Source organism: Pseudoalteromonas sp. SG41-1, from assembly GCF_014164575.1.
Classification (GTDB): domain Bacteria; phylum Pseudomonadota; class Gammaproteobacteria; order Enterobacterales; family Alteromonadaceae; genus Pseudoalteromonas; species Pseudoalteromonas rhizosphaerae.
Genome location: NZ_JACJFL010000004.1, coordinates 56,538 through 68,680, shown reverse-complemented (window position 1 = coordinate 68,680; position 12,143 = coordinate 56,538). Strand labels below are relative to the sequence as shown.

The following is a 12,143-nucleotide window of genomic DNA, read 5'->3' as shown; positions in this document are numbered from 1 at the left end:
CGTAAGTGAGGTAGTAATGTCTAGTTATTTAGCAATTGATGAAACCCTTTTAGAAGCTAAAAATAGTTTATGGACTGCAAAAGAAATTATGCAGCAGCCCGATTGTTGGCGAGCAACGCTCAGTATTGTAAAAGCTGCGCGAGCGCAGCTAGATAGTTGGCTTGCAGGCGTATTAGATAAGCCAAATGCGCAAATAATTTTTACCGGTGCCGGTACCTCAGCTTATGTTGGTGAGGCGGTTGTTGGTTATTTGAATCAACAATTGGATATTGCTTGTCGAAGTGTTAGTAGCACAGAGCTTGTTGCCTGCCCAGAGCAGTATTTACAGCCAAATAAGTCAACTTTATTAGTGTCATTTGCACGCTCGGGCAATAGTCCTGAAAGTGTTGCCGCTGTTGATGTAGTGAATAACTATGTAAAACACTGCGCGCATCTATTTATTACTTGTAACCCTGATGGAGCACTGCATAAACAAGTAGCGCAAGATGAAAACTATTTCTCGTTATTGATGCCTACGCAAACACTTGATCACAGCTTCGCTATGACCAGTAGTTTTACCTCAATGTTGGTGGCAAGTGTGGCAATATTTAGTGATGCAGATAACGCTGTTTTAACTATTGCAGAAGCGGTTGAAAAAAATATTGCTGGTAAATTAGCTGAACTAAAAACATTGGCTGAACTGCCTATGCATCGCTTAGTGTATTTAGGCGCAGGATCCTTAAAAGGCTATGCGCAAGAATCAGCATTAAAATTATTAGAATTAAGTGCGGGTCAAGTTATGGGGTATTTTGAATCCCCGCTTGGTTTTCGTCACGGCCCAAAATCATTGGTTGATGATAAAACCTTAATTGTTTTATTTGGCTCAACTAATACCTATACCAAGCAGTACGATATTGATTTGTTGAATGAGTTACGTCGCGATAATAAAGCTATTGATGTTCACGCCTTGACGCTGCCAGATGACGCGGTGATGCAGCAATTAGACGATGTATTTAATGGCTTATATTATATGGTCTGCGCGCAAATAATGTCGTTCTATAAAGCGTGGCAATTAGGCATTACAGTAGATAACCCATGCCCAACTGGTGAAGTAAACAGAGTGGTGCAAGGGGTGACGATTTACCCGCTAAAACAAGGTGATATTAATGACTAAGCAGTATATTTATGGCATTGATATTGGCGGTAGTAAAATTGAGCTTGCTGTATTTGACGCTTCATTAAAGCAACTTGAATCATGGCGCATTGCGACTCCGCAAAATAGTTATCAAGACTTTCTAAATGCGTTAGTAGGTATGATTTTAAGTGCTGATCATAAATATCAATGTCACGGTGCGGTCGGTATTGGTATGCCTGGCATTGTTAATGCGAACCAACAAGTACTGTCGGCTAACGTGCCTCATGCGACCGGTAAAAATGCCGCGCAAGATTTAGCTCAGTTAATAAATCGCCCGGTTGCGATCGAAAACGATTGCCGCTGTTTTGCACTCTCAGAAGCGCGCAGCAGCGTTGGTTTGCAACATACCCGGGTGTTCGGTGCAATTCTTGGTACTGGTGCGGGTGGTGGGCTGTGTATTGATGGTCAATTGTATAAAAGCGCCCAGGGAATTGCAGGTGAATACGGTCATTACGCACTTTCTGCAGTGTTACAGCAGAAGTACCAGTTACCTATTTTAAAATGTGGCTGTGGTTTAACAGGGTGCATTGAAAGTTATATTGCAGGCCCTGGCTTGGCGAGAATTTACCAGCACTTTTCTGGCGAAGTATTAACTACTTTTGAAATTGTTGAAGGGTTGAGAAAAGGCGACGTATTTTGCCAACAAAGCTTTGCCTGTTATTTGGATTTAATTGGCAGTACTTTTGCGGCAATTATTATGGCCTATGACCCTGAGGTGATTGTAGTTGGTGGCGGTATGTCTTTAGTTGATGAACTAATGAGCAAGCTTGAAGAGGCAATCGTACCGTATGTATTTGCTGATATTCGGGTGCCAAAAATAGTGCTTGCTGAATTTGGCGATGCCAGTGGCGCTCGCGGTGCCGCTATTTTGGCCAAAGAACAAGTGGGAGCGCTGGCATGATTGGATCCGTGTTTTACGTCAAAGCTGATGTAATTTATTGTCAAGAAAGAGTACTTAAAAATCACTTCATGTTAGTTGAAAATGGCATTATTAGTCATTTTACGCAAAACCCTACAGCCGGTGTGCCTATTGATGATTATGGTAATGCTGCAATTATTCCAGGCTTAATTGATTTACACATTCATGGTCGCGAAGGTTGTGATGTGATTGATTGTAAAATGAGTAGTATTGAAACGATTTCATGCTCACTTGCAGAGCATGGAGTAACAGGCTTTTTAGCAACGACAGTGACCACCGATTGGCAACAAACACTTAATGCTATGAGTGTAATTGGTCAGGCATACACGCAGCAACCTAGCGGTGCACAGGTGCTAGGTGGCTATAGTGAGGGCCTGTTTTTCAGTGAAGTTCATAAAGGCGCGCACAATCAAGATTACTTTTTAGAGCTATCGCAGTCGCATCTAGAAGCGATGATTAATGCAGCCACGGGTAGCTTAAAAGTGGTTGCGTTGGCGCCAGAAAAGCCAGGCGCAAATGTATTAATTGAATACCTGACAGCGCAAGGAATTAGGGTAATGCTTGGTCACTGTGATGCCAATTATGAACAAACTCAAAGCGCGCTTGAGCATGGCGCATGCGGTGGGGTGCATGTTTTTAATGGGATGCGTGGCATTCATCATCGTGATCCAGGTTGTGCCGGCGCGGTATTGATGAATGATGACGCACTTGTTGAAGTGATTGCAGATGGTGTACATCTTCATCCTACAATTTTAAAGCTGATCTATAAGCTAAAAGGTCCACAAAAAATCGCTTTGATCAGTGATTGTATCAATGCCGGTGGACTAAATGATGGTGAGTATAAATTGGGTAAAATGGATGTTGTTGTGCAACAAGGTGTGGCGAGAACTGCCTCCGGCTCGTTAGCTGGCAGCACTTTAACGCTTGAGCAAGCAGTTAAAAATATGCATCAATTAGGCAGTGTTGAGCTACGTGAGGCGATAAATATGGCCAGCATTGTGCCCGCGCAATTTCTTAATATTGCCAGCCAAGTTGGTTCTTTAGCGGAAGGTAAGCATGCGAATTTTGCTATTTTAAACAGCGATTTTAGTATTCAGGCGACCTATGTGAAGGGTCAGCGGTGCTTTTTTAAAAGTGCATAAAATGGCTAAAGCGCTCGGCTTTAGTGTGGCTATGCGCTTCAAAACCCATAGAAAGTAAAATATTATAAAATTGATTGCATTTTAAGCGACATGTATGGTGATGTTCGCTATAAGTAATGCTATACTCCCGCCGAATAATTTTTCGACTTTATTAAGAGTAAAATAATGGCAGATTTATCGAAGTACAGAAACATTGGTATTTTCGCGCACGTTGATGCGGGTAAAACCACGACTACTGAGCGTATCCTAAAGCTTACTGGTCAAATCCATAAAACTGGTGAGGTTCATGATGGTGAATCAACAACTGACTTCATGGAACAAGAAGCTGAGCGCGGTATTACTATCCAGTCTGCGGCTGTAAGCTGTTTCTGGAAAGATCACCGTTTTAACGTTATCGATACTCCTGGACACGTTGACTTCACAGTTGAAGTATACCGTTCATTAAAAGTACTTGATGGTGGCATCGGTGTATTCTGTGGTTCTGGTGGTGTTGAGCCACAATCAGAAACTAACTGGCGTTATGCTAACGAATCAGAAGTTGCACGTGTTATTTTCGTAAATAAATTAGACCGTATGGGTGCTGATTTTTACCGTGTAACAGAGCAAGTACGTAAAGTACTTGGCGCAAACCCACTAATCATGACGTTACCAATCGGTATCGAAGATGAGTTCTGTGGTGTTGTTGATGTTTTAACTAAAAAAGCATACATCTGGGACGAAACTGGTCTTCCAGAGAACTACACGATCGAAGACGTTCCAGCTGACATGGTAGACAAAACTGAAGAATACTATGAAATGCTTGTTGAAACTGCTCTAGAGCAAGACGACGAACTTCTTGAAGCGTATATGGAAGGTGAAGCGCCTTCTTTAGAAGATATCAAGCGTTGTATCCGTAAAGGTACTCGTGACCTTGCTTTCTTCCCTACATACTGTGGTTCTGCTTTCAAGAACAAAGGTATGCAATTAGTACTTGACGCTGTTGTTGACTACTTACCATCTCCTACAGAAGTTGATCCTCAACCTCTTATGGATGAAGAAGGTAACGAAAATGGTCAATTCGCAATCGTATCTACTGACGAACCATTCAAAGCGTTAGCGTTTAAGATCATGGATGACCGTTTTGGTGCATTAACTTTCGTACGTATTTACTCAGGTAAACTTAATAAGGGTGACACTATCCTTAACGCGTTTACTGGTAAAACTGAGCGTGTTGGCCGTATGGTTGAGATGCAAGCAGACGACCGTAACGAATTAACTAGCGCACAAGCTGGTGACATCATTGCAATCGTAGGTATGAAAAACGTGCAAACTGGTCACACTCTTTGTGATCCTAAGCACCCAGTAACACTTGAGCCAATGGTATTCCCAACTCCAGTAATCTCGATTGCTGTACAGCCTAAAGATAAAGGCGGTAATGAGAAAATGGGTGTTGCTATCGGTAAAATGGTTGCAGAAGATCCATCTTTCCAAGTTGAGACTGATGAAGATTCAGGCGAAACTATCCTTAAAGGTATGGGTGAGCTTCACTTAGATATCAAAGTTGATATCCTTAAGCGTACTTACGGCGTAGATCTTATCGTTGGTCAACCACAGGTTGCTTACCGTGAAACTATCACTCGTGAAATCGAAGATAGCTACACGCATAAGAAACAATCAGGTGGTTCTGGTCAGTTCGGTAAAATCGACTACCGCATCAAGCCAGGCGAAGTTGCTTCAGGCTTCACGTTTAAATCATCAGTTGTTGGTGGTAACGTACCTAAAGAATTCTGGCCTGCAGTTGAGAAAGGCTTCAAGTCAATGATGAGCGAAGGTGTGCTAGCTGGCTTCCCAGTGCTTGACGTTGAAGTTGAACTTTTCGACGGTGGCTTCCATGCCGTGGATTCATCTGCAATCGCATTCGAAATCGCTGCTAAAGGCGCTTTCCGTCAATCGATCCCTAAAGCGGGCGCACAACTTCTTGAGCCAATCATGAAAGTTGACGTGTTCACTCCAGAAGATCACGTTGGTGATGTAATCGGTGACCTTAACCGTCGTCGTGGTATGATGAAAGACCAAGAAGCTGGTTTAACAGGCGTTCGTATTAAAGCTGACGTTCCGTTATCAGAAATGTTCGGTTACATCGGTTCATTACGTACAATGACATCAGGTCGTGGTCAGTTCTCTATGGAGTTCTCACACTATGCACCATGTCCACAAAACGTAGCTGAAACTGTAATCGCTGCAGAAAAAGAGAAAAAAGCTGCTAAGTAATTAGCCTTTAAACTCTTAAAAAAACCCGCACTTGTTGCGGGTTTTTTATTGCCAGAAATATTATCCCTCCAACAATCGAATACTTTTTTGTTGTTATGCTAGCAATGAGTCGTTAGCACTCTTTAGTAGTTATTTAAGCAAACAGTTAAATAATAGAAAAAGAATCAACTATTTATTACTGCAGCTTAAACGTTATTCCACTCATAAGTTGTAGTTTAAAAGCTGGCTGTCTTACTAATTAAACTAGTTATTTATAACTAGGTAAAAAGTAGTGCAATTACTTGAATCTTAGTTACTAATACAGGTAGAATACCCGCTTATGCCACCCATATACGCATATTAGAGAAATGGAAGTCTCTCGAATAAAGAGACATATATGTGTACTTTTTAGGACGTTTATATGAATTCAATTAAATTGAGCCCAAACTGGCTGTTGCAGTTAGTTATGATACTAACCCTTTGTGCTGTTGCTTTTTTGCTAACAATCATCTTTGCTGTAAATCAGACTTTTTTAGCCCTAATTATTGTTCCTGTTATATTTATTATCTCAATTTTGAGCATCATCAATTTACGCTTTTTGCATTGTTATAAAGCGGGCATTTATTACTCTCAGGGGTTAGGTAAAAAATATATTAATGCAGATGAAATTATTGATATTCAATTTAACTCATTAAAATTACTGACTGTATTATCGGTTTCTTTAGAAGATAGCAAAGTAATCCACTTTTATAATTGGCAGTTTGATGATCAAGCTCAGCAGTCAATTATGTATTGGTATAGTAAGAAGAATAGCTGTAATAATTCACAGCATACCCAATGTAATGCATAAAAAAGGCCGCAGTTTAGCGGCCTTTTTACTAATCTGAACTCTGCTGAATAAACTTATTACAAGCAGAGTTTAGTTTATACTACGCTTTTTTACGGCGTAGGAATGTTAGTGGTAACGCCAGTAACGTTAACCAAAATAATGAACCTGAGTCATCGTCTTCGTCATCAGTCTCATCATTAGCGATATTAATGTAAACAAGCTGCGCATTTGATAAATTACCAGCACTGTCTTTTGCTTGTACCATTAATGTGATTTTTCTTTCAAACTCATAGTCTAAATCACCAGCAACGATTAGTTGCCCTTGCTCATTTATAGTTACTGCATCGTGGCCAGATACAATGAAGCCAATAACGGGTGTGTACTGTGCATCGGCATCACTAAAACTCAATTGACCAATGACAGTGCCAATTGGACTATTTTCACTGATGCTAAAACTCTGCTCAGGCTCTAGAACTGGAGCTTGTGGCTCAGGAATTGGCTCTACAGCAGGGGCAGATTGAATATCAATAATTACAGGATCATGATCAGAGGCACGATAAGCACTCTCTGAATACAAGCTAGCAACTTGAGAATCAGATTTAAACTCTACGTTATAATCCAGACTGATCGGCTCATCAGCATTGATATGCCAATCTGTCGCTGCAACAACCTTCGCGAGTAAGCTTGGGCTGGCAACTGCATGATCTAGGCTGCCCATACGTCCAGAAAAACTATATGAATAGCCAAGAGTGTTACCATCTAATTCTGCAACGACATTTTTAAATCCTTTGTCTGCAAATGCACGTATTGGATCTTCCATCGCATAGGCATTCATATCACCTACTAATATGATGTCCTCATCGTCTATGCCTGTTGGCTTGCTATCAAGCCAGTCTGCAAAGCCATTAGCACCAGCAACGCGGATCTCATTCCAACATGCTTGCCCATCACCTAAATCGGCATTGTTGCCATCGGCACTGCCACAGCTACCTTTGGATTTTAAATGTGCTACAGCAACAGTAAATACTTCTTCTGATTCAAGTGATTTGAAGCTTTGTGCGATAGGTGTACGGTTACTATAGTCAAATGGATATTGGGTTGTGATAGCTGCGGTGCCAACTTGTGCGACTTTATTTGCACGGTAGATAAGTGCGGTGGTAATTTCATCAGTACCAATTTTATCTACGTTAAAATTAACAAAGGCGTATTCATTATTGCTATCTTCATCGTTTAACGCATTAACTAGACTAGCAATAGCGCTATTTGCACCGAAACCATCGTTTTCGATTTCCATTAAGCCGATAACATCAGCTTCTATAGCAACAAGTGCACTGACAATTTTCGCTTGTTGGCGAATAAATTCAGCTTCACTATCAGCGCCACGACTGGTTGGGAAACCAGCACCTTGACCATCACCATTAAAGTAGTTAAGGACATTAAAACTTGCAATTCGAATATCTGCATCAGCGTGCAGTTCTGGCGCATTTGTACGTGGGTTAGTTGCAACAAAAGTTGGTTGTACTGTTGGGTGAATACGATAGCGATCAAAGCTGTAACCCATTACACCAGTGATTGCGTTTACAGAATCACCTAAACGTAATGTGTTATAAGCGTCTAAGCCAGTACCAGGGTAAGAAACTGGGTCAAGGTTTTGCTTCGTTGAACCATCATCAAGTAAGATTTGTTTTTTTATGTTTTCGGCTTCAACAGCGTTAGCAGCATCACCAGGAAGGGCTATTTGTGTACCTTGATATAAGCGTTCTGTGGCAAGACCTACTTCACCATAACGGCCTAAACCATAGTTGTTGCTAACAACCAGCGGTTGTTCTAGTGAAACCAGCATGCCTTCATAAGCTTCTAAATCGGTTACATTATTAACAGGGAGAGTGATACTTGTTGCTGTTGGCGTTAAGCCTGTAGCACATACTTCCACTTGACTAACATCACCAATTTGGGTGGCATTAAAGTATTCTGCGACACTGCCTTTAACTCGCACGTGATCACCAACATTGACATCGGTATTAGCAAAATAAACAAAGATACCTTCAGAAGTAAGTGGGTTTGTATCAATATCTGCATCAAGTGATGTAATAAAGAAGCCACTTAATTGCTCACTACCTTGAAAATCAGCAGTTACTACGCCTTCCAGCTCAATTTCTGTGTTTAATAGAGGGCTATCACCACCTTCACCTTGTACTGCGCTGATAAGTGTTTTAGCTGCGCCGCATTCTAATGGAATAACTGGTTCTGGATCTGGGGTTGGCTCAGTACTCTCACCATGAAAACCGAGCCCTGAAAAGTCATCTTTATCAAATTGTAGCCATTGTTCACTTGGATCAAATGACGCAGTAGCATCGCTGCGACCTGCAGTAATACTTAGCTTGCGACGTAAGCTTTTGTCCTTGGTGCTAACACCTCCGGCTGACCATTCGCTACCAGGGTCAACGCCTAACTGACCAAAGCTATCAACAATAGTGCCGTCTTTCGTAAGTACCAATGCATCATCACCATTGAAATAAGTAACGGTTGCTTCAATATCAGCTTTAGCTTTAAGCTCGTCTACAGAGCCTGCATTTACGATTACATAGGTGCCATTGGCGGCTAAGCTACCGGATAGAGCAAGTGTATTATTTGGAGCTGTCAGGTCGCCATTGCCATTGGCGAAAAGTGAGATGTTATAGCCATCAAGCGATAGTGTTTCGCCAGAGGTATTAAAAAGCTCAATTGCTTTATTGTTACTACCACCTTCAACATATTCTGAAATTATTAAATTAGCAGAAGCTGGTGCACTGAGGCTTGCAATTACAAGCGCCAATGGCGTTATTTTTGTTTTAAACATTATTATTTTTTCCCGTGTATTGTGTCCCGAGTGGGACAAACAGTTTAAGGAAAATTTATGACAAAGAAAATACAAAATGTTAATAATATGGAAATAAAAAGGGCGCAGAATCGCCCTTTTCTAAATTAAAAATGTATAAGGCTTACCTTTTTAGCAGTTGTGCAGCCTGCTTTGCAAAATAGGTAAGAATACCGTCAGCGCCAGCACGTTTGAAAGCAAGCAAGGACTCCATAATTGTGGCTTCTTCAGCAAGCCAGCCATTATCAATCGCCGCTTTATGCATCGCGTACTCGCCACTCACTTGATAAGCAAACGTCGGCACACCAAATTCATCTTTAACTCGGCGTACGATATCTAAATAAGGCATACCGGGTTTCACCATCACCATGTCAGCACCTTCTTGTAAATCCAGCGCTACTTCACGAATGGCTTCATCGGAATTAGCTGGGTCCATTTGGTAGGTTTTTTTGTCCGCACCTTTTAAGTTACCAGCCGAACCGACTGCATCACGAAATGGTCCATAGTAACTTGAGGCATATTTAGCTGAATAAGCCATAATGCGTGTATGAATATGGCCTTCAGCCTCTAGCGCTTCACGGATCGCGCCAATGCGGCCATCCATCATATCTGAAGGGGCAACAATATCTGCACCCGCTTGTGCATGAGATATCGCTTGTTTAACTAATATTTCTGTCGTGATGTCGTTAATTACATAGCCATCATCGTCGATAATTCCGTCTTGCCCATGCACTGTAAAGGGATCAAGTGCTACATCGGTGATTACTCCTAATTCTGGATAGGCTTCTTTGAGTGCGCGTACAGTGCGTTGTGCCAGTGCATCATCATTGTAAGCTTCTTCAGCAAGCAATGATTTTTTGTCCGCAGGGGTGACCGGAAAAATAGCGATTGCAGGAATACCTAATTCAACCAACTCTTTTGCTTCAATCAGCAGTAAGTCAATCGATAAGCGCTCTATGCCTGGCATCGATGCAATGGCTTCTCGGCGATTGTTACCTTCAAGCACAAATACTGGGTAAATTAAGTCATTCACACTGAGTTGATTTTCAGCCATCAAGCGGCGAGAGAAATCATTGCGGCGCATTCTGCGCATGCGAGTATAAGGGAAAAGGTCGAGACCTGATTGGGCCATTATTTGCTCCTAGTCTAAAATTGGAAAACTAACTACACGATTACGCCCACTTTGCTTGGCATGATAAAGTGCTTTGTCGGCGCAGTCGGTGAATAATCCCGGATTGTGAATGTCTTCAGCGATGGCGCTATATACACCAGCACTAATAGTAAACTTTATCTCATTGTTTGCTACTGTAATTGTCGCATCCATGATTGCTTGGCGGATTTGCTCCGCTATTTCTACAGCACCACCGAGGGCGGTATTGGGGAGTAAGATAACAAACTCTTCGCCACCATAACGGGCTACTTCGTCAAGTGGGCGTTTTAAATGGCTTTTTATAATGTCAGCCACAGCACGAATAGTTTGGTCGCCAATTAAGTGCCCATAGGTGTCGTTAATGCTCTTAAAGTGGTCTATGTCGAGCATTATCACGCTTAAAGATGTTTGCTCCCGACGAGAGCGACGCAAGTCCATTACTAGCTTTTTATCGAAATAGCGGCGATTTTTTATTTGTGTTAATGGATCTTCCATATTGATTTGTTCAAGTGCGCGATTCTTTTCTTCAAGCTCACGCAGAGTGACCTGAAGTTCAAACGTTCGCTCTTCTATATTTGCTTCTAAATCTAACCTAGCTTGTTCTTGCAGCTCTAAACGTTCTTGTAAGATGGCATCTTGTGCTTCACTTTGGGCTATTTTACTCTGCTGTGCAGTAACTTGGGCATCGCGTTCGATTAAAAAGTGTTTGATGGTAGCAAAGCTTAAACTGAGTGAGCAGATTAAAAAGCTAAAAAATACAAACGGTAAACCACGCGCATTAAAATCATAGAAATTAAACACAACAATAATCATGTAAAGCTGTGCGGAAAAAAACATCAACGCTCCACATAGCAGCGCACATAGTGGCTGTGTTCGCTGTTGCTTAATATCGATCCCTAACGCCGCTATGTGTAATAACATCACTAGCGCGGGCAAGAGTAGACTGTAATAAAGCATGATATTTGTTGGTAATAACCAAATAAAAAATAGGCTGATAAAAAGTAACCAGTTACTCAATCTATGTAAGGGTTGCAGCCACATTTTCGTGGACAGTCGTAATTGTTCAAATAATAGTTTGAATAAGCAAGTGGTTAATATCAACATGCTTGGAACTGCAAGCTGCTGCAGACTAGGCAAAGACGGGTGAAAATAGCGATAGCCAAAGCCATATAAGTAAATCAGTAATAACCATAAAGTCATTAAAATAGTGCCACAGAGTGCAAAGTAGCGCTTTCGTGAAAAACCAAACATAACCAAGCAAGTGATCGCTAAAGATAAAATAAACCCGACTAGCAAGCCATACATTAAATTAAACTTACTTTTATATTTTAAATATTCATCATATTGCCAAAGACTTAACGGCACTCTGACACCATCTAGACTTTTAATATGAAGTAGTAATGTTGAGTTACTTTTCGGTGGGAGTGTTAGCTTTACTAATAATGATTCTGTTTTAATTTGTCGGTTATTGAGTGGTAATGCATCACCAATTTCTTTAAACAATAATCTGTTTTGCTTAAAGTAATGGTATACAGCCACTTTATCTAATAACGGATTATCAATGGACAGTAAAATTTGTAGATCTGAATCCTCAGCGTTGACCAGTTGTAGGCGCAGCCACACGGCTTGATTGGTTAGTCCTAAATTGAGCGATTGCTCAGGAAGTTGTTGCCATTGCTGAGTAGGGGCTAGCTTAGCTTGCTCTATTGTTAAAGGTTGTTGAGAATATTCAAAAGGAATATTTAATATATGTTCAAAATGCTTATCTAAGGTGATCTGCGTTGCATTGGCTGAGAATGAAATAAGTACAAAGCTATAAAGCAGCAACCAAACACGCTTCATT

General features: G+C 41.2%; 8 protein-coding genes. 5 read left to right on the top strand and 3 right to left on the bottom strand.

Annotated features, from left to right (window positions below):
• The first annotated feature begins 16 nt into the window (after positions 1 to 16).
• From H5203_RS04730 to H5203_RS04710, 5 genes are all read left to right on the top strand, one after another.
• Positions 17 to 1,153, top strand: coding sequence for an SIS domain-containing protein (locus tag H5203_RS04730; protein ID WP_145240078.1), 1,137 nt, complete (start codon positions 17 to 19; stop codon positions 1,151 to 1,153).
• Positions 1,146 to 2,075 (top strand): ROK family protein, encoded by a 930-nt coding sequence (locus H5203_RS04725; RefSeq protein WP_145240076.1) that lies wholly within the window; start codon positions 1,146 to 1,148, stop codon positions 2,073 to 2,075. Before H5203_RS04730 ends, H5203_RS04725 begins: the two co-directional genes overlap by 8 nt.
• Positions 2,072 to 3,235 (top strand): N-acetylglucosamine-6-phosphate deacetylase, encoded by a 1,164-nt coding sequence (gene nagA, locus H5203_RS04720; protein WP_145240074.1) that lies wholly within the window; start codon positions 2,072 to 2,074, stop codon positions 3,233 to 3,235. Before H5203_RS04725 ends, nagA begins: the two co-directional genes overlap by 4 nt.
• Before the next feature lie 165 nt (positions 3,236 to 3,400).
• The gene (fusA, locus tag H5203_RS04715) at positions 3,401 to 5,485 is read left to right on the top strand and encodes an elongation factor G (RefSeq protein WP_145240072.1); all 2,085 of its coding nucleotides are present in this window, start codon (positions 3,401 to 3,403) and stop codon (positions 5,483 to 5,485) included.
• Positions 5,486 to 5,885: 400 nt separating this feature from the next.
• Positions 5,886 to 6,314, top strand: a complete 429-nt coding sequence (locus H5203_RS04710; protein WP_145240070.1) for a hypothetical protein — start codon at positions 5,886 to 5,888, stop codon at positions 6,312 to 6,314.
• A gap of 79 nt (positions 6,315 to 6,393) precedes the next feature.
• Here H5203_RS04710 and H5203_RS04705 read toward each other — a convergent pair whose 3' ends face one another.
• The 3 genes from H5203_RS04705 to H5203_RS04695 form a co-directional block, all read right to left on the bottom strand.
• The gene (locus tag H5203_RS04705) at positions 6,394 to 9,132 is read right to left on the bottom strand and encodes an ExeM/NucH family extracellular endonuclease (protein ID WP_145240068.1); all 2,739 of its coding nucleotides are present in this window, start codon (positions 9,130 to 9,132) and stop codon (positions 6,394 to 6,396) included.
• 142 nt (positions 9,133 to 9,274) lie between these two features.
• Positions 9,275 to 10,282 (bottom strand): porphobilinogen synthase, encoded by a 1,008-nt coding sequence (gene hemB, locus H5203_RS04700; protein ID WP_145240066.1) that lies wholly within the window; start codon positions 10,280 to 10,282, stop codon positions 9,275 to 9,277.
• Between the two features lie 9 nt (positions 10,283 to 10,291).
• Positions 10,292 to 12,142, bottom strand: coding sequence for a diguanylate cyclase (locus tag H5203_RS04695; RefSeq protein WP_145240064.1), 1,851 nt, complete (start codon positions 12,140 to 12,142; stop codon positions 10,292 to 10,294).
• Position 12,143 lies beyond the last annotated feature (1 nt).

Excerpts from the sequence above, each read along its gene's own strand:
- H5203_RS04725 (WP_145240076.1), top strand. The coding sequence starts at position 1,146 with ATGACTAAGCAGTATATTTATGGCATTGATATTGGCGGTAGTAAAATT.
- nagA (WP_145240074.1), top strand. The coding sequence starts at position 2,072 with ATGATTGGATCCGTGTTTTACGTCAAAGCTGATGTAATTTATTGTCAA.
- H5203_RS04710 (WP_145240070.1), top strand. The coding sequence starts at position 5,886 with ATGAATTCAATTAAATTGAGCCCAAACTGGCTGTTGCAGTTAGTTATG.
- H5203_RS04705 (WP_145240068.1), bottom strand. The coding sequence starts at position 9,132 with ATGTTTAAAACAAAAATAACGCCATTGGCGCTTGTAATTGCAAGCCTC.
- fusA (WP_145240072.1), top strand. The coding sequence starts at position 3,401 with ATGGCAGATTTATCGAAGTACAGAAACATTGGTATTTTCGCGCACGTT.
- hemB (WP_145240066.1), bottom strand. The coding sequence starts at position 10,282 with ATGGCCCAATCAGGTCTCGACCTTTTCCCTTATACTCGCATGCGCAGA.
- H5203_RS04695 (WP_145240064.1), bottom strand. The coding sequence starts at position 12,142 with ATGAAGCGTGTTTGGTTGCTGCTTTATAGCTTTGTACTTATTTCATTC.
- H5203_RS04730 (WP_145240078.1), top strand. The coding sequence starts at position 17 with ATGTCTAGTTATTTAGCAATTGATGAAACCCTTTTAGAAGCTAAAAAT.